Genomic DNA, 24,190 nt, shown 5'->3' with positions numbered 1-24,190 from the left:
GTGTGTTCTCAGAACGATCCGCATGCGTGCCTGCCAGTCGACACAATCCTGTCGTCGACACCCGCCAATCATCTCGTAAGAGTCCCCGCAAACCGCGCCGTCGCCATCCCCGCATACCGCGTCTGCGCGACGAACACGCCGCCCGCATGCGGGTCGCCGGCCAGCGCATCGTCGCTCAACCCGATGCGGGCGCTCGTCACGTACAGGCGGCCTTCGCCGTCGAGCGTCACGCAGCTCGGCTGTGCGGTCGGTACGGCCACGCGATCCGTCTCGACACCGTCGGGCCCGTAGCGCACGACACGCCGGCCGCCCCACTGCGCGTTCCACAGGCCGCCATCGCGATCGATCATCGAGCCGTCCGGGTCGCCGTCGGGATCGGTCAGGCGCGCGAACGGCCGCACGTTTGCGACGTCGCCGCCCGCGCGGTAATCGCAGACGAAAATCTCACGCGCGAGCGAATCGCAGAAAACCATCCTCGCCCCGTCCGGCGAAAACGCGATGCTGTTCGCGATCGCAGCCGGCGGCAACGCGAGCCGCTCCAGCGTGAGGTCGGCATTGAGCCGGTAGAACCCGCCGACGGCTTGCGGCGGCTCGCTGCCTTCGTCCTTCATCCCGAACACGAACGCGCCGGACGGATCGCAGCGCCCGTCGTTCAGCCGCGTCGGCAGCTCGGGCTCGACGTCGACGATCCGCGTGAACGCGCCGCTGCGCAGGTCGAAGAACGCGAGATGCGTCGCGAGCCCGACGAGCAGCACGTCCGGATCGTGCGTCAGCGCGAAGCATGCGAGCCGTTCGGGCATCGCCCACGGCGTGAGGTCGGAGCCGTCCGCGCGGCAGCGCCACAGTTGCGCGCCTTCGATGTCCACCCAATACAGCGCGTGCGTCTTGTCGCACCACGTCGCGCCTTCGCCGAGCGTGTTGCGGCTGTCGGCCAGCAGCGTCGCCTGCGTGGCCGGATGGTTCTGTGGCATGCCGTCTCCCGATATCTGTCGCGTTCGCGAGCAGCCGCGCTTTCGTCAGATCTTCATCGCGCGCCGCTGGTTGCGACGATACTGGTCGAACAGCACCGCGAGCAACAGAATTCCGCCGCGTATCAGATATTGGTAACACGTCGGCACGTTCAGCAGGCTCATCGCGTCCTGGACGGAACCCATGATCAGCACGCCGACCAGCACGCCGGAGATCGTCGCGACGCCGCCCGTCAGCGACACGCCGCCGAGCACGCATGCAGAGATCACGCCGAGCTCGAGCCCGACCGACGTCTTCGGATCGCCGAGGCTCATCCGCGACGCGAGCATCACGCCGGCAAAACCCGTCACCAGCCCCTGCAGCACGAACACGGTGATCTTGATGCGCATCACCGGCAGCCCCGCGAGCAGCGCGGCCTCGCCGTTGCCGCCGACGGCCAGCACGTTCTTGCCGAACACCGTCTTGCGCAGCAGAAAGCCGAACACGACGAAGCCGACGATGTTGCTCCAGATCGGATACGAGATACCGAGGAACGACCCGCCGCCGAGATCGAAGAAGCGTTCCTCGGAGATCATCACCGCGTCGCCGCTCGACGTGATGAACGCGAGCCCGCGCACGACTTCCATCATCGCGAGCGTGACGATCAGCGAGTTGATCCGCCAGCGCGCGATCAGCACGCCGTTGACGAGCCCGACCGCACCGCCCGCGAGCACGCCGCCCGCGATGCCGAGCACGACGCTGTGCGTCGCGGTGATCAGCGTCGACGCGACGACGCCCGAGAACGCGACGATCGACGCGACCGACAGGTCGACCTCGCCGAGCGCGAGCACGAACATCATCGTTACCGCGATCGAGCCGATCAGCGTGACCGACAGCAGCAAGCCCTGGATGTTGCGCGGCGTGAGGAAGTCGGGCACGGTCAGCGACAGCGTCGCGAACAGCACGAGAAACACCATCACGATGCCGGAGCGGTTGATCAGCTGCCACACGCCGCCGCGTGCACGTGCGGGCATTGCGGCGGCATCGGGGGACGGGGAAGTGCGTTGGGGTTGCATGGCCTGGCTCATGTCATTTGCATTCCGGTTGATCGTTGCGGGGCGCTAGCGCGGCAGCGCGAGCTTGATCAGCGCGTCGGGCGTCGCCTGCGCCTTCGCGACCTCGCCCGCGATCCGTCCTTCCTTCATCACGATGATGCGGTCCGACACGCCGATCACCTCGGCCAGGTCGCTCGACACGAGGATCACCGTGCGGCCCGCTTCCGCGAGTTCGTAGAACAGGTTGTAGATTTCCGCGCGTGCACCGACGTCGATGCCGCGTGTCGGTTCGTCCATCAGGAACACGTCGATCCGCTCGGCCAGCCAGCGCGCGAGCACGACCTTCTGCTGGTTGCCGCCGGACAGCGCGCCGATCGGCGTGTCGCCGTCGCGGGTCTTGATCGCGAGCCGTTCGATGTAGCGTTGCGCAAGCTCGCGTTCGCGCCGCGCGTCGAGCAGCATCCGCGCCGGGCTGAAATGCCGGCGCGCGCTGATGTTCAGGTTGTCGGCCACCGACGCGATCGCGACGATGCCTTCCTGCTTGCGGTCTTCCGGGCACAGCGCGAGGCCGGCGCGCACCGCGTCGCGCGGGCTGCCGAATGCAACCCGCTTCCCGTTCAGCTCGACATGCCCCGCGCTCGGGCGCGCGGCGCCGTACAGCAGCTTCATCAGCTCCGAGCGACCCGCGCCGACGAGCCCGAAGAAGCCGACGATCTCGCCGCGCCGCGCGGAAAACGACACGGGCTCGGACAACCCGGGCCCCGCCAGCCCCTTCGCCTCGATCAGCACGTCGCCGGCTGCGCGCGGCCGGTAGCCGTACACGTCCTCGATCGAACGGCCGACCATGCAGCCGATCAACCGGTCGCGGTCGAGATCGGTCACGGAATCGAACGTGTCGATGCGGCGGCCGTCGCGGAACACCGTCACGCGGTCGCACAGTTCGTACACCTCTTCCATCCGGTGCGTGACGTAGATGATCGCGCAGCCTTCCGCGCGCAGCGCGCGGATGATCCGGAACAGTTGCGTCGTTTCGCGCGCGGACAGCGAACTCGTCGGTTCGTCGAACGCGATCACGCGCGCGTCGCGCATCAGCGCCTTGCCGATCTCGATCATCTGGCGCTGGCCGATCGACAGATATTTCACCGGGATGCCTGGATCGATGTGCTCGCCGAGCCGCTCCAGCGCATCGAGCGCGCGCGCGGCGAGCGTGCGTTCGTCGACCACGCCGAGCCGGCTCGGCAGTTGCCCGAGCATCAGGTTTTCGGCAACCGTCAGCTCGGGCACCAGATGCAGCTCCTGGTAGATGATCGCGATGCCGGCCTCCAGCGCCGCGCGCGTCGACGCGAAGCGCTGCACCGTGCCGTTCAGCGTCAGCGTGCCGGCCTGCGGCTGGTTCACGCCCGACAGCACCTTCAGCAGCGTCGACTTCCCCGCGCCGTTCTCGCCCATCAGCCCATGCACTTCGCCCGCGCGCACCGACAGCGACACGGCGTCGAGCGCGCGCACGCCCGGGAAGGTCACCGTGATGCCGTCGAGCGCGAGCAGCGGGCCGCCCGGCGGCGATGTGCCGGCGTCGCCGCCGGTGTCGCCGTCGCTGCCGGATACGGCCGTCATCGTCTGCGTCGTCATCGCGTTCTCGCCTCGTGCGCTCAGATGCCGAGCTCGCTGCGCACGGCCTGCCAGTTCGCGCGCGTCATCAGCTTGCCGCTCGTCTGCGTGTCGGCCGGCGGCGCCTTGCCGTTACGGATCCAGTCGACGAGGTTCTGCGTGCTGTCCTTGCCGTGGTTCGTCGAGCTGACTGCGATCGTCCCGTAGAAGCCGGTCGGCTCCTTCTTCTGGAATTCGGCGAACGCCTCGCCCGCGCCGTTGATACCGACGCCGATCACGTCGGCCGCCGGGATGTGCAGTTGCTCGGTCGCACGCACCGCACCGAGCACGGTTTCCTCGTTCAGCGCGTAGACCACCCATTTCTTCACGTTCGGATGCCGCGCGAGCACGGGTGCGGCCGCGCTGAAGCCGCCTTCGTCGTCGGTCGTCTTCTGCGGCGCGTCGAAGATGTTCTCCTTGCGGAAGCCGTTCGCGAGCAGCGCCTCGGTCGCGCCGTCGGTACGCAGCTTCGCGGTCGGCAGCTCGTAGTTGGTGATCCGCAGCGCGCCGACTTCCTCGGGCTTCCAGCCGCGCCGCTTCATCTCGTCGGAAATGGCCTGGCCGACCTGGTTGCCGATCTTGGTCGCCGACATCCCGAGGTGCGGCACGTTCGGCAGCGGCTTGCCGGTCGAATCGACGAGCTGGTCGTCGACGGTCACGAACTTCATGTTGTAGCGCTTCGCGCGCGCGGCGATCGCCGGGCCGAGGCGCACGTCCGGCGCGCAGATCACGAAGCCCTGCGCACCCTGCGAGCCGAGGTTGTCGATCGCGGCGAGCACCTTCTCGCCGTCGGGCGTGCCGATCTTCACGACCGAGAAATTCTGCTTCTGCCCGAGCGCGGACGCCGCGTTCTGCTCGTTGATGAACCAGGCCTGCTCGGGCATCTTCACCAGGAAGCCGATCTTCAGCGGTGCATCGGCGCGCGCGGCGCCCTGCATGCCGAGCGGTGCGATGCAAAGCGCGGCGAGCAGCGCGCGCAACGTATGGCGGCGGATCGTGTGGGTCGTGCGGTTCATGCGGTGTCTCCTTTGTGTCGGCTCATGCCGTAATGATTCGTCGTGCGTGATCGCGCCGCAGCGCGTCCGCATGGTCAGCGGCCGAACGCTTCGGTCTGTACGCGCCGGCCGAACAGGAATGCATCGGCGACGAGCCGCAGCGGCCGCACGTCGACGTCGCTTTCGCCACGCGCGATCAGCGCATGGAAGTGCGCGTACAGCGCCGGATACTCGCGTTCTGGCCCGATCTCGACCGGCTCGCCCGCAATCGACAATTGCGCGCCGCCTCGGCTGATCGCGAGCACGCCATCGGCCGTGTCGACCGCGATCTCCCATTGCTCGACCGGGCCGTGCCGCCAGTCGAATTCCGCGTGCACCGGCACGCCGTCGGTGTCCGCGCAATCGAGTTCGGCCGCGATCGGCGTCTGCACGTCGCGCGGCACGATGAGCGTCGCTTCGCGCAGCACCAGCTCGCGCGGCAGGATCCGCGTGACGATCGACAGCGCATTGATGCCCGGATCGAACACGCCGAGGCCGCCCGGCTCCCAGATCCACTGCTGCCCCGGATGCCAGCGCCGCACGTCTTCCTTCCAGCGCACCTGCACCGCACGGATCGCGCGCGTCGCAAGCCAGGCGCGGGCAGGCTCCACCGCACTCGCGCAGCGCGAATGCCAGGTCGCGAACAGCGTGAGGCCGTGCTCGCGCGCGAGCGCCTCCAGCGCGGCCACTTCGCCGAGCGTCGCGCCCGGCGGCTTCTCGAGCATCACGTGCTTGCCGGCTTCGAGCGCGGCGCGCGCCTGCGCGTAACGCACCTGCGGCGGCGCGCACAGCGACACGGCGTCGAGGTCGGGCTCGGCCGCGAGCAGCGCGCCGAGGTCCGGGTAGTTGCGCACGCCGGCGACTTCCGCGTGACGGCTCGCGCACGCGGTCAACTTGAAGCCCGGTTCGGCATCGATCGCCGGCAGATGCTGGTCGCGCGCGATCTTGCCGATCCCGACCACGCCCAGCGAAATCGCGTCGCTCATCGTGCGTTCCTCCTGTGTCGCTCAGTGCGCCCAGCGCAACACGAGCGGATCGAGCCGGCGCGCGATCGCGATCAGCTCCGCGCGCGTGTCCGGATGCAGTTCCGGCATCGGATGCCGCGGCCGCTCGCACGCGATCACGCCGCCTTCGCGCATCAGTGCCTTCGCGGTCAGGATCCCGGACTGGCGGTTCTCGTGGTTGATCAGCGGCAGCCACGCCTGGTAATGCGCGAACGCGTCGTCGTGCCGGCCCTCGCGGAAGGCTGCGAGGATCGGCCTGATGCCGTCCGGATACGCGCCGCCCGTCATCGCGCCGGTCGCGCCCGCATGCAGGTCGGCCAGCAGCGTGATCGCCTCCTCGCCGTCCCACGGCCCCTCGACCGCGTCGCCGCCGAGCCGGATCAGCTCGCGCAGCTTGTTCGCGGCGCCCGGCGTCTCGATCTTGAAATACGCGACCTGCTCGATCTCGCGCGCCATCCGCGCGAGAAACGGTGCGGAGAGCGCGGTGCCGCTCGCGGGCGCGTCCTGGATCATGATCGGGATGTCGATCGCGTCGGACACGCGCGCATAGAAATCGAAGATCTGCGTTTCCGGCACGCGGAACGTCGCGCCGTGATACGGCGGCATCGTCATCACCATCGCGGCGCCGAGCTGTTGCGCGCGCAGGCTACGCGCCGCGCACACCTGCGTGCTGTAGTGCGACGTCGTGACGATCACCGGCACGCGCCCCGCGACGTGGTCGAGGATCGTGCGCGTGAGCACGTCGCGTTCGTCGTCGGTGATCGCGAACTGCTCGGAGAAGTTCGCGAGAAGGCACAGCCCGTCCGAGCCCGCGTCGATCATGAAATCGACCGCGCGCTTCTGGCTCGCGAGATCGAGCTCGCCGGTGTCGGTAAACGTCGTCGGAACGACGGGAAAGATGCCGCGGTAGCGCGGCGTGCTGCTCGATGTCATGGGTCGGGTCCTGCGTCAGTCAAGACGATGCGTCGCCGCAAGGCATCACGATTCGCGGGCGAGCGCGCCGTCGATGGGTTGCGGTATGCGCAGCGCCGCACGGACCACGAACGTGATCAGCACCGCGAACAGCAGCGTCGCCGCAAGAAAATACAGGCCGGCCGCCAGGCTGCCGGTCGCCTGCTTGATCAGGCCGATTCCGTACGGCCCGACGTAGCCGCCGAGATTCGCGAGCGAATTGATCGCGGCGATGCCGACCGCCGCGCTCGTTCCGGTCAGGAACTCGCCGGGCAGCGTCCACACGACGGCCTGGATCGAATAGAGCGAAAACGCCGTGAGGCAGATGAACAGGAACTGCAGTGCCGGCTGCCGTACCCACGCGCTCGCGGCCATCGTCAGCGCGGCCGCGGCCGATACGACGACGATGTGCCAGTAGCGTTCGCGTGTGCGGTCCGAATGGCGCGGCACGACCAGCAGGCCGACCACCGCGAACAGGTACGGCACGGCCGACAGCAGGCCCGTCGCCGCATCGCCCGTGCCGAACGCCTTGATGATCGTCGGCAGCCACAGCGACAGCCCGTAGATGCACAGCGGAAACGGCAGGAACAGCGCGGCGAGCAGCAGCACGCGCCGGTCGCGCAGCGCCGCGAGCGGATTGCGGTGCGTGTCGGGGCGATAGGCATCGCGATCGGCGGCAAGCTGGCGGGCGATCCAGCGGCGTTCCGAATCGTTCAGCCAGCGGGCGCGATCGGGCGATTCGGGCAGCAGCCGCAGCGTCGGCCACACGAGCAGCACGGCCGGCAGGCCGCTGACGACGAACAGCGTCTGCCAGTTCGACAGCCCGAACAGCCCGTGCGTCGACAACAGCCATCCTGCGAGCGGGCCCGTCACGATGCCCGCAACCGGTTGCGCGAGCACGAGCAACCCGATCACCCGCGCGCGATCGCGCATCGGAAACCACTGCGTGAGGAAATAGAGAATGCCCGGATACAGGCCGGCCTCGGCCGCCCCCAGCAGGAAGCGCAGTACGTAGAAACTGGTCGGCCCCTGCACGAACGCCATGGCCATCGTGATCACGCCCCACGTCGCGAGGATGCGCGCGAACCACACGCGCGCGCCGAAGCGGCCCAGCGCAAGATTGCTCGGCACCTCGCACAGGAAGTAGCCGATGAAGAACAGGCCCGCACCGAGCCCGTACGCCGCGTCGCTCAGACCGATCGCCGCGTTCATGTGCAGCTTCGCGAATCCGACGACCGTGCGATCGACGTACGCGACCACGTAGATCAGCGCGAGAAACGGCACCAGCTTGCGTGTGAGCACGCGCATCAGATGCCGCTCGTCGATGGCGGCCGGCATGCCGGGCCGAGGCGTGGCCGATGTCGCGAACGGTTGTTGCGTCGTCATGCTGTCTCCAAGGGTGGGCTGCGCCGGCGTCGTCACCGGTCTGTCCTGCTTCGCCTGTTCATCGCCGCGCGCATGCCGTGCCGGCTCGCGCGGCGCTTCGTCATGCTCAATGCGAATGGCTCGGCACGTCCGCGCCGCGCGTGCCGACCAGGAAGTCGAGGTCGCACCCCTCGTCGGCCTGCAGCACGTGATCGATGTACAGCCGCGCGTAGCCGCCCTTGCCGAGCTGGCCGGCCACGCCCGGCGCCGCGGCCGGATCGACGTCCGACAGGCGGCGCTGCAGTTCGTCATCCGGAATGTCGAGATGCAGCGTGCCGGCCTCGCAGTCGAGCGCGATCCAGTCGCCGTTGCGCACCGCCGCGAGCGGCCCGCCGGCGGCGGCCTCCGGCGCGACGTGCAGCACGACCGTGCCGTACGCGGTGCCGCTCATCCGCGCGTCGGAAATCCGCACCATGTCCTTCACGCCCTGGCGCAGCAGCTTCGGCGGCAGCCCCATGTTGCCGACCTCGGCCATCCCCGGATAGCCGCGCGGCCCGCAGTTCTTCAGCACGAGCACCGAGCTTGCGTCGACGTCGAGCGCCTCGTCGTTGATCGTCGCCTTGTAGTGTTCGAAGTTCTCGAACACGACCGCGCGGCCGCGATGCTTGAGCAGTTCGGGGCTCGCCGCCGACGGCTTCAGCACCGCGCCGCGCGGCGCGAGATTGCCGCGCAGGATGCGGATGCCGCCGTCGGCGATCAGCGGCCGGTCGAGCGGGCGGATCACCTCGTCGTCGTAGTTCGGCGCTTCGCGCACGTTGTCCCACAGCGACTTGCCGTTGACGGTGAGCGCGTCCGGGTTCGGCAGCAGCCCGCCTTCGCCGAGCCGGCGCAGCACCGCCGGCAGCCCGCCCGCGTAATAGAACTCTTCCATCAGGAAGCGCCCCGATGGCATCAGGTCGACGATCGTCGGCGTGTCGCGGCCGATACGCATCCAGTCTTCCAGTTCGAGCGGCACGCCGATGCGGCCCGCGATCGCCTTCAGGTGGATCACCGCGTTGGTCGAGCCGCCGATCGCCGCATTCGCGCGGATCGCGTTCTCGAACGCCGCGCGCGTGAGGATCTTCGACAGCACGAGCCCTTCCAGCGCCATCTCGACGATGCGGATGCCGGACATGTGCGCGAGCACGTAGCGGCGCGAATCGACGGCCGGAATCGCCGCGTTGTGCGGCAGCGCGACGCCGAGCGCCTCGGCCATGCACGCCATCGTCGACGCGGTGCCCATCGTGTTGCAGGTGCCGGCCGAGCGCGACATGCCGGCTTCGGCCGACAGGAAGTGATGCAGGTCGACCTCGCCGGCCTTCAGCGCTTCGTGCAGTTGCCACACGGCGGTGCCCGAGCCGATGTTCCTGCCTTCCAGCTTGCCGTTCAGCATCGGGCCGCCCGACACGACGATCGCCGGCACGTCGCAGCTCGCCGCCCCCATCAGCAGCGCGGGCGTGGTCTTGTCGCAGCCGGCGAGCAGCACGACCGCGTCGATCGGGTTGCCGCGGATCGCCTCTTCGACGTCCATCGACGCGAGGTTGCGCGTGAGCATCGCCGACGGGCGCAGGTTCGATTCGCCGTTCGAGAACACCGGGAATTCGACCGGGAAGCCGCCCGCCTCGGAGATCCCGCGCTTCACGTGCTCGGCGAGCTTGCGGAAGTGCGCATTGCACGGCGTCAGTTCGGACCACGTATTGCAGATGCCGATGATCGGCCGGCCATCGAACTCGTGATCGGGGATGCCCTGGTTCTTCATCCAGCTCCGGTACATGAAGCCGTTCTTGTCGTTCGTGCCGAACCATTGGGCGGAGCGCAGCCTGGGTTTTGTTGCCGACATCGTCAGTCCTGTGGTGACGGGATACCGGCGCAGTCTAGGCAGAATTTTGATAACTCGCTAATGACGTTTTGGGCGATTACGATACCTATTTCGATATCGATATAAACCCGTACGATGCCCGATGCCAGCCCGTGGGGAAACCGTGGCCGCCTGAAGACGCGCCAGCTTCTGCTGGTCGTCGCGCTCGCCGACGAAGGCAGCATTCACCGCGCGGCGGCCGCGCTGAACATGACGCAGCCGGCCGCATCGAAGCTGCTGCGCGAACTCGAGGAATCGATCGGCGCGGTGCTGTTCGAGCGCCTGCCGCGCGGGATGCGGCCGACGCTGTACGGCGACGCGCTGATCCGCCATGCGCGCGCCGCGCTCGGCAGCCTCGACCAGGCGCACGAAGAACTGGCCGCGCTGAAGGCCGGCCATCTCGGGCACGTGGCGGTGGGGGCGATCACGTCGCCGGGCCTGCGGCTCGTGCCGCCGGCCGTCGCCGCCGTGAAGGGCACGCATGCCGGCCTGCATGTGTCAGTCGAGATCGACACCAGCAACGTGCTGCTCGAACATCTCGCGCAGGAGAAGATCGACATCGTGCTCGGCCGGCTCTCCGCCGAACACGACAAGCTTCACCTTCGCTACGAACCGCTGACCGGCGAGCCGGTCGCTGCGGTCGTGCGGCCGGGCCATCCGCTGCTCGCGCTGGCGCCGCTGTCGCTCGCGGACGTGCAGCGCGCCGCATGGGTCGTGCCGCCGGCCGGAAGCGTGCTGCGCCACCGCTTCGAACTCGTGTTCCAGCGCGCGAGCCTCGCGCCGCCGGCGAACCTCGTCGAGACGTCCGCGCTGCTGTTCATCACGCAACTGCTCGAACAGAGCGACATGATCGCGGTGCTGGCCGAGGACGTCGCGCACTACTACGCGCGACACGGGATCGTCACGGTACTGCCGCTGGAGATGGATTGCCGGATGGACGATTTCGGGATCATCACGCGCACCGACCGGCTGCATTCGCCGGCCGTCGCGGTGATGGCCGACGCGATCCGCGCGGCGGCGCGAGAGGTGTACGGCGTCGAGCTGTGACCCTCGCGCGGGCGACGCGGCGTCGCAGCCGTCTCCGGATTGCCCGGAACCGATGCGCGCCGGCTGACGCGCACGCGTCCCCGGTCACGCGTTACACCCAGGGCTGCGCGAGCCCTTCGGTCTGCAACGCCCGCTGGATCGCCGGGCGCGCGAACGTCACGCGGCGGCGAACACGACGACCGGCTCGCAGCGGATCGGAAAATTGACCGAGTTCGCGATATAGCACTGCGCGTGCGCATCATGGTGCAGATGTTCCGCCCGCTCGCGATCGTCGCCGGCCTGGATCGTCACGTGCGGGCGCAGCACGATTTCCGTGAAGCGGCCCGCATCGGGGCTGTCGATCATCGTGCCTTCCGCGTTGTCGACATAGGCGAGCACGCGGATCCCCGCGTCGGAACACAGGTGCAGGTACCAGAGCTTGTGGCATGCCGATGCCGACGCCAGCAGCAGGTCTTCCGGATTCCAGCGCGACGCGTCGCCGCGAAACGCCGCGTCCGACGAACCGGGAATATCCGGCTTGGAACCGGCCCGGATCACGTGATCCCGCCCGTATTCGCGATACCCCGACGTGCCGGTGCCGCGATTGCCCGTCCACTCGACTGCGACGCGATACTTGTGTTCGCCAGATGCCATTGCGCTCTCCATTGATGTGGGTTGCTTCGACCGGGCCGGATGTCGTTGTACGAGCCCGCCTGCGCTCGCCATTTTGGCATCGGATTGCCGTTTGGTATACCATTATTCCAAATTGACGGAACATGCAGGCATGGAAGCCAAACTCGATTCCACCGCGGACGCGGTTGCCGCCTCGTTGCGGGACATGATCATCAACGGCGAGCTGGAAGCTGGCGAGCGGCTCGTCGAGCGCGACCTGGCCGACCGGTTCGGCATCAGCCGGATTCCGATGCGCGAGGCGATCCAGCGCCTGGAACGCGAAGGATTGCTGGACATCTTCAGGAATCGCGGCGCTGTCGTGCGCATGCTGACGGCGTCCGACGTGCAGGAGATCTACGACCTGCGCGCGCTGCTCGAAGGTGATGCGATCTACCGGAGCGTGAAGCGGCTCGACGACGAGACGCTCGCGCGCGCCGAACTCGTCCATCGCCTGCTCGGCGATGCGGCCGTGGCGCGCCGGCAGGGCGAACTGAACCGCGAATTCCACGCGCTGCTGTATTCATGCTGCGGCAACGCGCGGCAGTTGAGGACGATCGCGGAGCTGCGCAGTCAGGTCGAACGGTATGAGCGCCTGCAGGCCACGCTGCTCGCGGATACGCCTTCGTTCCAGGTCGAGCACGAGGGGATCCTGCAGGCGTGCCGCGAACGCAATGCGCGTGCGGCTCGTGCGATGACGGTCGCGCATCTCGAATCGGCCAGAAGCATCGTGATGCGGCTCGTCGAAGGCGGTTGAAGCCGGCGGGCACGCCGCTCGTTATGCCGGGCGCGGCAAGAATCCGGCCGGGATCGCCGGGCGGCGCGACCGAAGAACGGGGAATCACACTCGCACGGGCGTCGCTCGCGCTGCGAATCGCGAGGTCATCCGTTTCGACGGGCGCTCTCTTTCAGGTTGTCGCTCGTGGATTGAGCGGGCGAGATGTACCGCGAAACCCCGGAACCTGCAATCTATAGCAGTTGACAGACTTGCTTCCGGAATCAATATTCGACACATTCGAAGCGAGAATGTCGCCAAGGTCGCCGGCGACAAACAAGACAATCGTCGAAATCAGTAACAGCGACTCGACAACAACAACGACGAAACGATATGAACATGCATTCCGGGAATCCCAGGTCCAAGTATTCGAAAGCGGCAATGTGGCTTGCATTGGCGCCGATATGTGCGTTGCTGGCGGGCTGCCCGCCCTTGATCATGCCGAATGTCGAGACGCACAAATACAATGCGACATATCGCTTTCCTGCCGATCCGCAACCCTGGCTGACACTGGAACGCGACGGAATCAGTTTTTACATCTATCAGGATTGCAGTGCAGCATCGGACGTGTGCCCCTGGCAAAATCTGGTGGCGTTGAAGACAGGCACACCGCCTGACTGGAAAAACCTGATCGACGCTCGTGCGATCAACTGGAATGTCAAGAATGTGGATATCCCCATCCGTCGCCCGCTCTCTGCGTATGTACCGGGTACGCGCTATCGCCTGGTGGGTTCGTTCGGCCATCATCCCAAAATCGTGCTCGCAGATCCGGAAGAACTGCTCAGCAAAAATAGCGCCTATCGTTACGTGCAGGGAAGCCGTGACATGCACATCGAGAGCTTCAACGATCTCGTTTACCCCGCAGATATCGACGTGCAACTGGTGATCTACGACGACGATCATCAATGGGTTTTCGTCAACCCGCCCAAGTTCAAACCGAACACCGGCGAGCACCCCACCGATCTATACGTTCCCAGCAAGCTGTTTCACTTCGAAGCCGGCAACGATGCACGGTTGAACCAGCCAATGGCACTCTATTACACGCAGACAAGGATGTCCTTTACCGGCTATCGCGTCGTTTCCGGCAAGGCAGAGGAATGGTGGCTCGACAAGTATCAGGTCAAACACCCCGCGAATCAGATCACGCTGGCGGAGGTCGTGTTTCCGTCAGTGCCGCTCAAACTGGACACCCTGACCCTGGATGACAAGACCGTGTCCGGCGCGCCAACGCTGCGGTGCCGCTACAGCCATACCCAGTTCAACCTGGGCTGGCTGGATTCAGGCCCGCGCGGCGGGCCTTCAGAGGCCTATCGAAAGGGTTGCGATCCGTATCCCGCGCCGGCACAGGCCGAGTGATCGTCGAGCCGGGCTCATCGAAGCGTTGCGCTGCCGAGCGGCGCTTGCGGGCCAGGAGGCCGCAGCCGCGGCAATCCGCGATGAACGTTTCCCCACCTGCTGCCGCTACACTGCGCCCGGTTCGCCGCCCTTGATCCGCAACTGCACATCGACCGACCCGATGTTCTTCTCGTGCGACACGAGCATCTGCGTGAGCGCATGATGCATGTCCGGTTGCGCGAGCGTCGGCAGCAATGCCTGCAACTTCCGCACGACCCACCGCTGCCCGCGATTCAGGAACGCCAGCCGCTCCGGCAAATCCTCGATCGCCATCGCCTTCTCATAGAACGCACCTGTGGCATGCGTCGGCGTCGCATCGAGCGACCGGATCGCATCGACCAGCACCGCACACCAGTGCGCCTCATCCTGCCGAATACCGGCTACCAGCCGATGAAGTTCGGGATCGCCGATTTCCGCCGCCGTCTCCGACGCAACCCGCGCGCCGGCGCGCTCGGCTTCCAGCAGCTCATTCAGCAACGCAAGCAACGCGTCGCGCTGCGCATCGGCGGATTTGTCCGCCGCCTGGGTGGGACGGGCGTCGTGCCCGTCGTCGTGGGTCCGGTTCGACATGCGATGTCCTCCGTTTCGGGAAGGGTGGCGCACCGGTTCGTCCTGCGTGATGCCGTCAGGCACTGCTCACGCGACTGCGCCACGCATCATGGCGGACGACAGCGGGCCACACGAAGAATGGCTCACAGTCTGACATAGCCATGTGACACGCGTCGCCAGACGGCCCGCTGTGCGTGATGCGCATCAAGACACAGCGCAACGCGCCGCCGACATCACGTCCAGCCTTCAAGCCTCAACGTCGACCGCACGAGCCGCTGCTCTTCCAGCTCGATCTCCCGCAGATACTCGACGCACTGACGAATATGTTCGCTCGCCGCCTTGCGCGCCTGGTCAGGCAGCCGCCCGGTCACCGCGTTATAGAGCCGCGCATGCTGCCGGTCGATCTGCTTCTTCAACGGCTCGCGGTGATAGAGATTGTTCACCGACGCAAACACCGAACTGAGCAGCAGATCGGTCAACGACTGCAGCGTATTCACGAGCACCGGGTTATGCGACGCCTCGCAAATCGCGAGATGAAACGCATGATCGAGCTTCGCGCGCGCGGCCGGATCGAGATCCTGCGCATCGGCCGCGGTCATCTCCTCGTAGCGACGCTTGATCAGGATGAAATCGGCGGGCGTGCCGCGCAGCGCCGCGAGCCGCGCAGCCTCCGTCTCGAGCATCCCGCGCACTTCGAACAGGTCGTACAGCGTGCGCGGCTGCGAGCCGAGCAGATGCATCATCGGCGTGATCTCGCGTTGCGGGGTCAGGCTCGCCACGAACGAGCCCTTGCCGTGCGTGGTGTCGATGATGCCGCGCGCACGCAGCAGCTTCATTCCTTCGCGCACGGCCGTGCGCGATACGCCGAGCTTCTCGGTCAGCCGCCGTTCGGACGGTAGCGCCTGCCCGGCCTTCAGCACGCCGTCGACGATCAGCTTCTCGATGCGCTCGGCAACGACGTCGGCCACGTTCCGCGCCGGGCCCGCTCGATCCTGCATTTCCATACTGGTATGACCACTTCGGAAGGATATCGGCGATTTTCTCACAAACCCTTTCAGCTATTGGACTCAAAGGCAGAGATCGCAGCGGCTTTCGAGTCGCCTTTCAAAAACTGGTATGACCACGCCAAGCACATCTGGACACGCACACGCTGCCCGCCAAGAATCCCGTCCATCCGGCGCACCGCCCATCGCGTGGCCGCCGCATGAAGGAGACGGAGACACCCCGATGAGTTTCACCTACGACGAACGAATCGACGGCCCGCTGGCGACCGTCGGCCGCGACACGCTCGTCGCCGCGCTGCACGCGGCGGCGCCCGGCCTCGACGTGCTGCATGAACGCGAGGCGCTCAAGCCGTTCGAATGCGACGGCCTCGCCGCGTACCGCACGGTGCCGCTCGCGGTCGTGCTGCCCGACACGGTCGAGCAGGTGCGCGCGGTGCTGCGCGTCGCGGCCGCGCTCGGCGTGCCGGTGGTCGCGCGCGGCGCGGGCACCGGACTGTCGGGGGGCGCCATGCCGCTCGAGAAGGGCCTCCTGCTCGTGATGGCGAAGTTCAACAGGATTCTCGACATCGACCCCGATGCCGGCGTCGCGCGCGTGCAGCCCGGCGTGCGCAACCTCGCGATCTCGCAGGCAGCCGCGCCGCACGGCCTCTACTACGCGCCCGATCCGTCGTCGCAGATCGCGTGCTCGATCGGCGGCAACGTCGCCGAGAACGCCGGCGGCGTGCACTGCCTGAAATACGGGCTCACGGTGCACAACATCCTGAAGGTCGAGATCCTGACGATCGACGGCGATACGCTCACGCTCGGCGCCGACGCGCTCGACGCACCCGGCTTCGACCTGCTCGCGTTGTTCACCGGCTCGGAAGGGATGCTCGGCATCGTCACGGAAGTGACCGTGAAGCTGCTGCCGAAGCCGCCGAGCGTGAAGGTGCTGATGGCGAGCTTCGACGATGTCGCGGAAGCGGGCGCCGCGGTCGCGCGAATCATCGGCGCGGGCGTGATCCCCGGCGGCCTCGAGATGATGGACAACCTCGCGATCCGCGCGGCGGAGGATTTCATCCACGCGGGCTATCCGGTCGACGCGCAGGCGATCCTGCTGTGCGAGCTCGACGGCTCGCCGACCGACGTCGACGAAGACGCCGAACGCGTCGCCGCGCTGCTGCGCGACGCGGGCGCAACCGAGATCCGCGTCGCACGCGACGAAGCCGAGCGCCAGCGCTTCTGGGCCGGCCGCAAGAACGCGTTCCCGGCGGTCGGCCGCATGTCGCCCGACTACTACTGCATGGACGGCACGATCCCGCGCCGCGAGCTGCCGCGCGTGCTCGAGGGGATCGCCGCGCTGTCCGCCAAATTCGGGCTGCCGGTCGCGAACGTATTCCACGCGGGCGACGGCAACATGCATCCGCTGATCCTGTTCGATGCGAACCGGCCCGGTGAACTCGACCGTGCGGAAGCGCTCGGCGGAAAGATCCTAGAGCTGTGCGTCGCGGCGGGAGGCAGCATCACCGGCGAGCACGGCGTCGGGCGCGAGAAGATCAACCAGATGTGCGTGCAGTTCAACGCCGACGAAATCACGTTCTTCCACGCGGTGAAGGCCGCGTTCGATCCGCAGGGCCTGCTCAATCCCGGCAAGAACATCCCGACGCTGCACCGCTGCGCCGAATTCGGCGCGATGCACGTCCATCACGGCAAGCTGCCGTTTCCCGAACTGGAGCGCTTCTGATGCGACGCGAAATCGAATCGATCGACGACAGCGCGGCGCTCGTCGCCCAGGTCGACGCGGCGATCCACGACCGCCAGCCACTGCACATCCGCGGCGCCGGCACGAAGGCGTTCCTCGGCCGCCCCGTCGAAGGCCGCATGCTCGACGTGCGCACGCATCGCGGCGTCGTGTCGTACGACCCGACCGAACTCGTCATCACCGCGCGCGCGGGCACGCCGCTCGCCGAACTCGAAGCGATGCTCGACGCGGCCGGCCAGATGCTGCCGTGCGAGCCGCCCACGTTCGGCGGCGCGGCAACGGTCGGCGGCATGTTCGCGGCGGCGCTGTCGGGCCCGCGCCGCCCTTGGGCCGGCGCGGTGCGCGACTTCGTGCTCGGCTGCCGCGTGATTACCGGCCACGCGAAGCACCTGCGTTTCGGCGGCGAGGTGATGAAGAACGTCGCGGGCTACGACGTGTCGCGGCTGCTCGCCGGCAGCTTCGGCTGTCTCGGCGTCGTGACCGAGGTGTCGCTGAAGGTGCTGCCGAAGCCGCGTGCGACGGGCGATCTCGCATTGCCGCTTGCCGTGGACGAAGCCGTGCAGCGCGTCGCCGCATGGCGGCGCGCGGGGCTGCCGCTCGCGGGCGCATGCCACGCGAACGGCGTGCTGCGGGTGCGGATCGAAGGCGGCGAGGGCTCGGTGAAGGCCGCGCGCGACACGATCGGCGGCGAGCGCATGGACGAGCGCGACGATGCGTTCTGGGCACGGCTGCGCGACCTGGCGCTGCCGTTCTTCGACGATCCGCGCCCGCTGTGGCGCGTCTCGGTGCCGGCCGCCGCGCCGCTCGACGCGTTGCCCGGCGCGCTGCTTGCCGACTGGGGCGGCGCACAGCGCTGGCTGAAGAGCGATGCCGCGCCGGCCGACGTGCAGCGGCTCGCCGCGCAATGGGGCGGGCACGCGACCTGCTTCACACCGGGCACGACGCGCGAGCCGTTCCAGCCGCTGCCGCCCGCGTTGTTGCGCGTACACCGGCAGCTCAAGGCGCAGCTCGACCCGCATGCGATTTTCAATCCCGGCCGCCTGTACGCCGACTTCTGACGCGAACCCGATCCCGACCGCCGATGCAAACCAATCTCAGCGAAGCAAGCAAGGCCCTTGCCCGGGCCGACGAAGCGGAAGCGATCCTGCGCGCGTGCGTGCACTGCGGCTTCTGCAACGCGACCTGCCCGACCTACCAGGTGCTCGGCAACGAGCTCGACGGGCCGCGCGGGCGCATCTACCTGATCAAGCAACTGCTCGAAGGCGAACCGTGCGGCAAACGCACGCAGCAGCATCTCGACCGCTGCCTGACGTGCCGCAACTGCGAGACGACCTGCCCGTCCGGCGTGCGCTATCACACGCTGCTCGACATCGGCCGCGCGGAGGCCGAGAAGCGTGTGCAGCGGCCCGCGCGCGAGCGCCTGCTGCGCGCGGGGCTGCGCCACGTCGTGCCGCGCCCGGCGACCTTCGCCGCGTTGCTGAAGGCCGGCCGCGCGCTGCGCCCGCTGCTGCCCGGCACGTTGCAGGACAAGATCCCGGCTGCGGTTCCCGCGGCCGCACCGCGCCCGCCCGTGCGCCATACGCGACGCGTGCTGATGCTCGAGGGCTGCGTGCAGCCGTCGCTGTCGCCGAACACCAACGCGGCCGCCGCGCGCGTGCTCGACCGGCTCGGCATCAGCGTGAGCCCCGCGCGCGAAGCCGGCTGCTGCGGCGCGACCGAATATCACCTGAACGCACAGGACGCCGGCCTCGCCCGCGCACGCCGCAACATCGACGCATGGTGGCCCGCGATCGAAGCGGGTGCGGAAGCGATCGTGCTGACGGCGAGCGGCTGCGGCGCCTTCGTCAAGGAATACGGCGACCTGCTGCGCTCCGACCCCGTCTATGCGGAGAAAGCACGACGCGTCAGCGCGCTCGCACGCGATCTCGCCGAGGTGATCGGCGCCGAGCCGCTCGACGCGCTGGCCGGTTCGACGCCACGCCGCATCGCGGTGCACTGCCCGTGCACGCTGCAGCACGCGCAGCGCCTCGGCGGCGCGGTCGAACGCATCCTGACGCGGCTCGGCTTCGATCTGACGAATGTCGCCGACGGCCATCTGTGCTGCGGTTCGGCCGGCACGTATTCGCTGACCCAGCCCGAACTCGCGACGAAACTGCGCGACAACCGGCTCGATGCGCTCGAAGCCGCGCGGCCGGACCTGATTGTCACGGCCAACGTCGGCTGCCAGACTCACCTGAACGGCGCGGGCCGCACGCCTGTGCGCCACTGGATCGAGCTCGTCGACAACCAACTCGTCAACTGACCTGATTCCGGAGGAATGCCATGCAGACGAAACCCGAACTCGAACTCGCCGATGCGGACCGCATGCTCGCCACCGCCCGCGCGGAAGCGGACCGGCACGGCTGGGCCGTATCGATCGCCATCGTCGACGACGGCGGCCACCTGCTCGCGTTTGCACGCCTGAACGGCGCATCGCCGGCCACCGCCTGTATCGCGCAGGACAAGGCGCGCGCGGCGGCGCTCGGCCGACGCGAGACGAAGGCGTATGAGGATATGATCAACGGTGGCCGCACCGCGTTTCTCAGCGTGCCGCTGACGGGGCTGCTCGAAGGCGGCGTGCCGGTCACGGTCGGCGGCCGGATTGCGGGCGCGATCGGCGTGTCTGGCGTAAAGTCCGAACAGGACGCGCAGATCGCCCGCGCCGGCACACAAAGCGTCGCGGTATAACCAGCCAAAGCCGCGCGCGAATCTTTATTCCCCGGGAGGATTGACGATGATCGACCAAGCAGGACTGCAAGTCGCGCCAGCGCTGAGCCAGTTCATTGAAAACGAAGCGTTGCCGGGCACCGGCATCGACAAGGCCGCGTTCTGGAGCGGTTTCTCGGCCCTGGTGCACGACCTGGCGCCGCGCAACCGCGAACTGCTCGCGGAACGCGACCGCCTGCAGCAGGAACTCGACACCTGGCACCGCGCGCACCCCGGCCCGGTGCGCGACCACGCCGCGTATCGCGCGTTCCTCGAACAGATCGGCTACCTCGTGCCGGTCCCGTCGAACGTCGCGGCAGCCACCGCAAACGTCGACAGCGAGATCGCCACGCAGGCCGGCCCGCAGCTCGTCGTGCCGCTGTCGAACGCGCGCTATGCGCTGAACGCCGCGAACGCGCGCTGGGGCAGCCTGTACGACGCGCTGTACGGCACCGATGCGCTGCCTGAAGACGGCGGCGCCGAACGCACCGCGACCTACAACCCGACGCGCGGCCAGCGCGTGGTCGACTACGCGCGCAACGTGCTCGACAACGCGGCGCCGCTCGCGAGCGGCTCGCACCGCGACGCGCTGCGCTACCGCGTGCAGGACGGCCAGCTCGCCGTCGAAACCGCGAAGGGCGTCGTGCATCTCGCGCAGCCGGCGCAGTTCGTCGGCTACCAGGGCGCGGCCGACGCGCCGTCCGCGATCCTGCTGAAGCACAACGGCCTGCACCTCGAGATCCAGATCGACGCGTCGACGCCGATCGGCCGCGCCGATCTCGCGAACGTGAAGGACGTCGTGCTCGAAGCCGCGGTCAGCACGATCATCGACTGCGAGGATTCGGTCGCGGCGGTGGACGCCGACGACAAGGTCCAGCTCTATCGCAACTGGCTCGGGCTGATGCAGGGCACGCTGGTCGAGGAAGTCGCGAAGGGCGGCAAGAGCTTTACACGCCGCCTGAACGCCGACCGCGAGTACACCACGCCCGATGGCGGCACGCTGTCGCTGCACGGCCGCTCGCTGCTGTTCGTGCGCAACGTCGGCCACCTGATGACCAACGGCGCGGTGCTCGACCGCGACGGCAACGAGATTCCGGAAGGGATCCTCGACGGCGTCGTCACGGTGCTGTGCTCGCTGCACGACCTGAAGGCGAAGCGCAACTCGCGCACCGGCTCGATCTACATCGTGAAGCCGAAGATGCACGGCCCGGTCGAAGTCGCGTTCGCCGATACGCTGTTCGCGCGCATCGAGGATCTGTACAACCTGCCGCGCAACACGCTGAAGATGGGCATCATGGACGAGGAGCGCCGCACCAGCGTGAACCTCGCCGCGTGTATCGCCGCGGCCGCCGCGCGCGTGGCGTTCATCAACACCGGCTTCCTCGATCGCACCGGCGACGAGATGCACACCGCGATGGAAGCGGGCCCGATGATCCGCAAGGGCGACATGAAATCGTCGGCGTGGATCCAGTCGTACGAGCGCAACAACGTGCTCGCCGGGCTGTCGGCCGGCCTGCGCGGCCGCGCACAGATCGGCAAGGGCATGTGGGCGATGCCGGACCTGATGCACGCGATGCTCGAGCAGAAGATCGCGCATCCGCGCGCCGGCGCGAACACCGCCTGGGTGCCGTCGCCGACCGCCGCGACGCTGCACGCGCTGCACTACCACCTGGTCGACGTGCAGGCCGTCCAGCAGGAACTCGAAAAGACGCCGTACACGAGCGAACGCGACACGCTGCTCGAAGGGTTGCTGACCGTGCCGGTCGTCGAGCGCGCCGCGTGGAGCGAGGCCGAAATCCTGAGCGAAGTCGAGAACAACGCGCAGGGCATCCTCGGCTACGTCGTGCGCTGGGTCGAACAGGGCGTCGGCTGCTCGAAGGTGCCCGACATCCACGACGTCGGCCTGATGGAAGATCGCGCGACGCTGCGCATTTCGAGCCAGCACATCGCGAACTGGCTGCGCCACGGCGTGATCACCGAGGCATTCGTGCTCGACGTGTTCAAGCGGATGGCGCGCGTCGTCGACCAGCAGAACGCCGGCGACCCGAACTATCGCCCGATGGCGCCCGGCTACGATCAGTCGACCGCGTTCAAGGCCGCGTGCGCACTCGCGCTGCAGGGCACGTCGCAGCCGAGCGGCTATACCGAGCCGCTGCTGCACCGGTTCCGGCTCGCGTTCAAGGCGCAACAGCACGGCGGATAAGCATCCGCGTGCTGCGGGCTTCCGGCATGCCGGAAGCCCGCACCTGCTTCACGAAACGGGCGGCCGTAACGGCCGCCCGTTTTCATTTTCGCGCTCGCCGGGCCGTTGAAACGAATAATCGGCGTATATCGCACGCCTTCATTTTTCCCGTTCGAGTGCCGTTAACCGGATGGAATCGACGTCCGCATGCCGCGCGGCACGGTCGTTCATCCCGCAAAGCCTTGTGCTGGAACGCTCTGCCCGATATTCGCAAGCGCGAGATTTCACTGTAATTTGATCCGGATCAACGGCCCGCAACATTTTTCGCGCGCGCAAACGCGCGCGCTATACTCCGTTGCATTCGCGCTGCCCGATTCGTCCGATCGTAGAATCGGCGCAGATGTCACCAGTGAATACTTGATTTACCGGTATATCTGGCCGCGATTACCGATAATCGGCGCCGATTTTCTCCGCCGGCCGGCAGGAAGGCGTCGGAATGGCCGCGTAACGGATCGCCGCCGGCACGTCTTACGAACAATCGCATCGGCCCGCCCCCGGCGGCAATGCCCATCGATCCACCGACCATGGCAGAAACCGACTACGCAATGCCCAGCGAATCCGGCCTGACGAGCCGTGTCGCCGCTCATCTGCGCCGGTTCCTGCTGCCGCACCTGATCTTCTATACCGGGCTGCTGATCGCGCTGGTCCTGCTGCTCCTGTGCGGGATCGTGCTGTACCAGGGCCGCATCGACGCGCGCGACCGCTCTGCCGCGATGCAGCAGAATCTTGCGCTGATGGCGTCGTGGGACATCGAGCGCAACATCGAGATCTATTCGCTGTCGCTGCAGGCCGTCGTCGAAGGCGAGAACGACCCGGATGTCGTCAAGCTGCCGATGCCGCTGCGCCGCCAGGTGCTGTTCGACCGTGCGACGACGGCCAAGTACCTTGGCGGCATCTATGTGCTCGATGCGAAGGGTGACATCGAGGTCGACGGCAAGAGCGACGTGCCGCGCAAGGCCAACTTCGGCAACGAACCGTACTTCACGGTGCACCGCGACCACCCCGACGCCGGCCTGTACGTCAGCCCCCCGTATCATTCGCGGCTGCGCGACGGCTCGCCGAGCATCGCGCTCAGCCGGCGCATCACGAAGCCCGACGGCTCGTTCGGTGGCGTCGCGGTGATGTCGATCCGGCTCGAATATTTCCAGAACCTGTTCTCGCGCCTGTCGCTGGGCGATCGCGGCTCGATCGCGCTGATCAACACCGATGGCCGGATGCTCGCGCGCGAGCCGTACGATCCCAAGATCGTCGGCCGGGACATCAGCCGCGCCAGCACGTTCCGGCACTTCATGACCGCCAGCGAAGGCAGCTTCGCCGATACGGCGTCGATCGACGGCGTGCGGCGCCTGTACGTGTTCCGGCACCTCGAGAACCTGCCGCTCATCATCATGATCGCGCGCTCGGAAGCCGATACCTACGCCGCGTGGTACGACCGTGCGATTCCGATCGGCTCCGTGATGGCCGCGCTCGCGATCGGCTTCGTCGGCCTGTCGCTGCTGCTCGACGTGCAGCTGCGCAAACGCCACCGCGCGGAAACCGAGCTGCAGGCACTCGCGCGCACCGACGGTCTCACGGGCCTCGACAACCGCCGGATGCTCGACGTCACGCTCGCGCGCGAATGGCGCCGTGCCGCGCGCTCGCAGCACGTGCTGTCGCTGCTGTTCATCGACGTCGATTACTTCAAGCGCTACAACGACACGCAGGGGCACCAGGCCGGCGACGACGCGCTCGCCGCGGTCGGCCACTGCATCGCCGGCTGCCTGCGCCGCCCGGCCGACTATGCGGCGCGCTACGGCGGCGAGGAGTTCGTCGTGGTGCTGCCCGACATCGACACGGACGGCGCTGTGACGATCGCCGAGGCGATCCGCACGGGTATCCTCGATCTCGGCATCCGGCACGACGCCGGCACGTCGGGCCGCCTGACGGTGAGCATCGGCGTGACGACCAGCTATCCCGAACACGACGACGACATGCAGGGCGCGCTGAAGCTGGCCGACGACGCGCTGTATCGCGCGAAGGAAGGCGGGCGCAACCGCATCGTCGTGCACACGGCGGCTTCCGGCGGCCTCGCGGCGCGGCAGGCCTGAACGGGCAGCCGCCGAGCGGCGGCAGGGCGCCCACCGGGCCGCTGTCGCCTCCCGTG

At 67.7% G+C, this 24,190-nt stretch carries 19 protein-coding genes and 1 pseudogene; 9 read left to right on the top strand and 11 right to left on the bottom strand.

The window, feature by feature from the left end; translation table 11 throughout:
* Positions 1 to 68: 68 nt before the first annotated feature.
* The 8 genes from LGN19_RS17990 to LGN19_RS17955 all read right to left on the bottom strand — a co-directional run bounded on the left by LGN19_RS17990 (position 69) and on the right by LGN19_RS17955 (position 9,883).
* Positions 69 to 971: an SMP-30/gluconolactonase/LRE family protein gene (locus LGN19_RS17990; RefSeq protein ID WP_226216376.1), complete on the bottom strand. Its 903-nt coding sequence runs from the start codon at positions 969 to 971 to the stop codon at positions 69 to 71.
* Between the two features lie 45 nt (positions 972 to 1,016).
* Positions 1,017 to 2,036, bottom strand: coding sequence for an L-arabinose ABC transporter permease AraH (gene araH / locus LGN19_RS17985; protein WP_226216374.1), 1,020 nt, complete (start codon positions 2,034 to 2,036; stop codon positions 1,017 to 1,019).
* A 33-nt stretch (positions 2,037 to 2,069) separates the two neighbouring features.
* Complete coding sequence (araG, locus tag LGN19_RS17980) at positions 2,070 to 3,632, bottom strand: L-arabinose ABC transporter ATP-binding protein AraG (protein ID WP_226216372.1); 1,563 nt, start codon at positions 3,630 to 3,632, stop codon at positions 2,070 to 2,072.
* A gap of 20 nt (positions 3,633 to 3,652) precedes the next feature.
* Positions 3,653 to 4,666 carry an arabinose ABC transporter substrate-binding protein gene (locus LGN19_RS17975; protein ID WP_226216370.1) on the bottom strand — a complete coding sequence of 338 codons (1,014 nt, stop codon included), beginning with the start codon at positions 4,664 to 4,666 and terminating at the stop codon, positions 3,653 to 3,655.
* Positions 4,667 to 4,740: 74 nt separating this feature from the next.
* The gene (locus LGN19_RS17970; RefSeq protein WP_226216368.1) at positions 4,741 to 5,670 is read right to left on the bottom strand and encodes a Gfo/Idh/MocA family protein; all 930 of its coding nucleotides are present in this window, start codon (positions 5,668 to 5,670) and stop codon (positions 4,741 to 4,743) included.
* Positions 5,671 to 5,691: 21 nt separating this feature from the next.
* On the bottom strand, positions 5,692 to 6,621 hold the full coding sequence (locus LGN19_RS17965) for a dihydrodipicolinate synthase family protein (protein ID WP_226216366.1): 930 nt from the start codon (positions 6,619 to 6,621) through the stop codon (positions 5,692 to 5,694).
* A 45-nt stretch (positions 6,622 to 6,666) separates the two neighbouring features.
* On the bottom strand, positions 6,667 to 8,025 hold the full coding sequence (locus LGN19_RS17960; RefSeq protein WP_413227214.1) for an MFS transporter: 1,359 nt from the start codon (positions 8,023 to 8,025) through the stop codon (positions 6,667 to 6,669).
* A gap of 106 nt (positions 8,026 to 8,131) precedes the next feature.
* Positions 8,132 to 9,883 (bottom strand): IlvD/Edd family dehydratase, encoded by a 1,752-nt coding sequence (locus LGN19_RS17955; protein WP_226216364.1) that lies wholly within the window; start codon positions 9,881 to 9,883, stop codon positions 8,132 to 8,134.
* Positions 9,884 to 9,997: 114 nt separating this feature from the next.
* On the opposite strand from LGN19_RS17955, the gene LGN19_RS17950 reads away from it, so the two are divergent.
* Entirely contained in the window at positions 9,998 to 10,948 is a 951-nt protein-coding gene (locus LGN19_RS17950; protein ID WP_226216363.1) for a LysR family transcriptional regulator, read from the top strand.
* Between the two features lie 156 nt (positions 10,949 to 11,104).
* On the opposite strand, the gene LGN19_RS17945 is transcribed toward LGN19_RS17950, so the two are convergent.
* Entirely contained in the window at positions 11,105 to 11,581 is a 477-nt protein-coding gene (locus LGN19_RS17945) for an OsmC family protein (protein ID WP_122948335.1), read from the bottom strand.
* Positions 11,582 to 11,711: 130 nt separating this feature from the next.
* On the opposite strand from LGN19_RS17945, the gene LGN19_RS17940 reads away from it, so the two are divergent.
* Together LGN19_RS17940 and LGN19_RS17935 are read left to right on the top strand one after the other, a co-directional pair.
* A complete protein-coding gene (locus tag LGN19_RS17940) occupies positions 11,712 to 12,353 on the top strand; it encodes a GntR family transcriptional regulator (protein WP_226216361.1) in 642 nt (213 codons plus the stop codon).
* A 351-nt stretch (positions 12,354 to 12,704) separates the two neighbouring features.
* On the top strand, positions 12,705 to 13,727 hold the full coding sequence (locus LGN19_RS17935) for a hypothetical protein (RefSeq protein ID WP_226216359.1): 1,023 nt from the start codon (positions 12,705 to 12,707) through the stop codon (positions 13,725 to 13,727).
* A gap of 105 nt (positions 13,728 to 13,832) precedes the next feature.
* Here LGN19_RS17935 and LGN19_RS17930 read toward each other — a convergent pair.
* Both LGN19_RS17930 and glcC read right to left on the bottom strand, forming a co-directional pair.
* Positions 13,833 to 14,276 (bottom strand): annotated as a pseudogene (locus LGN19_RS17930) (DUF6306 domain-containing protein); the annotation flags it as partial.
* Between the two features lie 272 nt (positions 14,277 to 14,548).
* Positions 14,549 to 15,319, bottom strand: a complete 771-nt coding sequence (glcC, locus tag LGN19_RS17925; protein ID WP_226216356.1) for a transcriptional regulator GlcC — start codon at positions 15,317 to 15,319, stop codon at positions 14,549 to 14,551.
* Between the two features lie 223 nt (positions 15,320 to 15,542).
* On the opposite strand from glcC, the gene glcD reads away from it, so the two are divergent.
* The 6 genes from glcD to LGN19_RS17895 all read left to right on the top strand — a co-directional run bounded on the left by glcD (position 15,543) and on the right by LGN19_RS17895 (position 24,134).
* Positions 15,543 to 17,042, top strand: coding sequence for a glycolate oxidase subunit GlcD (gene glcD, locus LGN19_RS17920; protein WP_226216354.1), 1,500 nt, complete (start codon positions 15,543 to 15,545; stop codon positions 17,040 to 17,042).
* Positions 17,042 to 18,118 carry a glycolate oxidase subunit GlcE gene (glcE, locus tag LGN19_RS17915; RefSeq protein ID WP_226216352.1) on the top strand — a complete coding sequence of 359 codons (1,077 nt, stop codon included), beginning with the start codon at positions 17,042 to 17,044 and terminating at the stop codon, positions 18,116 to 18,118. Before glcD ends, glcE begins: the two co-directional genes overlap by 1 nt.
* A gap of 23 nt (positions 18,119 to 18,141) precedes the next feature.
* The gene (gene glcF / locus LGN19_RS17910) at positions 18,142 to 19,362 is read left to right on the top strand and encodes a glycolate oxidase subunit GlcF (protein ID WP_226216351.1); all 1,221 of its coding nucleotides are present in this window, start codon (positions 18,142 to 18,144) and stop codon (positions 19,360 to 19,362) included.
* A 20-nt stretch (positions 19,363 to 19,382) separates the two neighbouring features.
* Positions 19,383 to 19,787, top strand: a complete 405-nt coding sequence (locus LGN19_RS17905; RefSeq protein WP_226216349.1) for a GlcG/HbpS family heme-binding protein — start codon at positions 19,383 to 19,385, stop codon at positions 19,785 to 19,787.
* A 46-nt stretch (positions 19,788 to 19,833) separates the two neighbouring features.
* Positions 19,834 to 22,008, top strand: a complete 2,175-nt coding sequence (locus LGN19_RS17900) for a malate synthase G (RefSeq protein ID WP_226216347.1) — start codon at positions 19,834 to 19,836, stop codon at positions 22,006 to 22,008.
* A gap of 563 nt (positions 22,009 to 22,571) precedes the next feature.
* Positions 22,572 to 24,134 carry a sensor domain-containing diguanylate cyclase gene (locus tag LGN19_RS17895; protein WP_122948344.1) on the top strand — a complete coding sequence of 521 codons (1,563 nt, stop codon included), beginning with the start codon at positions 22,572 to 22,574 and terminating at the stop codon, positions 24,132 to 24,134.
* Positions 24,135 to 24,190 lie beyond the last annotated feature (56 nt).

This window comes from Burkholderia sp. AU30198, assembly GCF_020419825.1.
Taxonomy (GTDB): Bacteria; Pseudomonadota; Gammaproteobacteria; order Burkholderiales; family Burkholderiaceae; genus Burkholderia.
This window is presented reverse-complemented; position numbering and strand designations above follow the sequence as displayed.

Coding starts and splice junctions, on each gene's coding strand:
- LGN19_RS17990 (WP_226216376.1), bottom strand. CDS start 971: ATGCCACAGAACCATCCGGCCACGCAGGCGACGCTGCTGGCCGACAGC.
- araH (WP_226216374.1), bottom strand. CDS start 2,036: ATGAGCCAGGCCATGCAACCCCAACGCACTTCCCCGTCCCCCGATGCC.
- araG (WP_226216372.1), bottom strand. CDS start 3,632: ATGACGACGCAGACGATGACGGCCGTATCCGGCAGCGACGGCGACACC.
- LGN19_RS17975 (WP_226216370.1), bottom strand. CDS start 4,666: ATGAACCGCACGACCCACACGATCCGCCGCCATACGTTGCGCGCGCTG.
- LGN19_RS17970 (WP_226216368.1), bottom strand. CDS start 5,670: ATGAGCGACGCGATTTCGCTGGGCGTGGTCGGGATCGGCAAGATCGCG.
- LGN19_RS17965 (WP_226216366.1), bottom strand. CDS start 6,621: ATGACATCGAGCAGCACGCCGCGCTACCGCGGCATCTTTCCCGTCGTT.
- LGN19_RS17960 (WP_413227214.1), bottom strand. CDS start 8,025: ATGACGACGCAACAACCGTTCGCGACATCGGCCACGCCTCGGCCCGGC.
- LGN19_RS17955 (WP_226216364.1), bottom strand. CDS start 9,883: ATGTCGGCAACAAAACCCAGGCTGCGCTCCGCCCAATGGTTCGGCACG.
- LGN19_RS17950 (WP_226216363.1), top strand. CDS start 9,998: ATGCCCGATGCCAGCCCGTGGGGAAACCGTGGCCGCCTGAAGACGCGC.
- LGN19_RS17945 (WP_122948335.1), bottom strand. CDS start 11,581: ATGGCATCTGGCGAACACAAGTATCGCGTCGCAGTCGAGTGGACGGGC.
- LGN19_RS17940 (WP_226216361.1), top strand. CDS start 11,712: ATGGAAGCCAAACTCGATTCCACCGCGGACGCGGTTGCCGCCTCGTTG.
- LGN19_RS17935 (WP_226216359.1), top strand. CDS start 12,705: ATGAACATGCATTCCGGGAATCCCAGGTCCAAGTATTCGAAAGCGGCA.
- glcC (WP_226216356.1), bottom strand. CDS start 15,319: ATGGAAATGCAGGATCGAGCGGGCCCGGCGCGGAACGTGGCCGACGTC.
- glcD (WP_226216354.1), top strand. CDS start 15,543: ATGAGTTTCACCTACGACGAACGAATCGACGGCCCGCTGGCGACCGTC.
- glcE (WP_226216352.1), top strand. CDS start 17,042: ATGCGACGCGAAATCGAATCGATCGACGACAGCGCGGCGCTCGTCGCC.
- glcF (WP_226216351.1), top strand. CDS start 18,142: ATGCAAACCAATCTCAGCGAAGCAAGCAAGGCCCTTGCCCGGGCCGAC.
- LGN19_RS17905 (WP_226216349.1), top strand. CDS start 19,383: ATGCAGACGAAACCCGAACTCGAACTCGCCGATGCGGACCGCATGCTC.
- LGN19_RS17900 (WP_226216347.1), top strand. CDS start 19,834: ATGATCGACCAAGCAGGACTGCAAGTCGCGCCAGCGCTGAGCCAGTTC.
- LGN19_RS17895 (WP_122948344.1), top strand. CDS start 22,572: ATGGCAGAAACCGACTACGCAATGCCCAGCGAATCCGGCCTGACGAGC.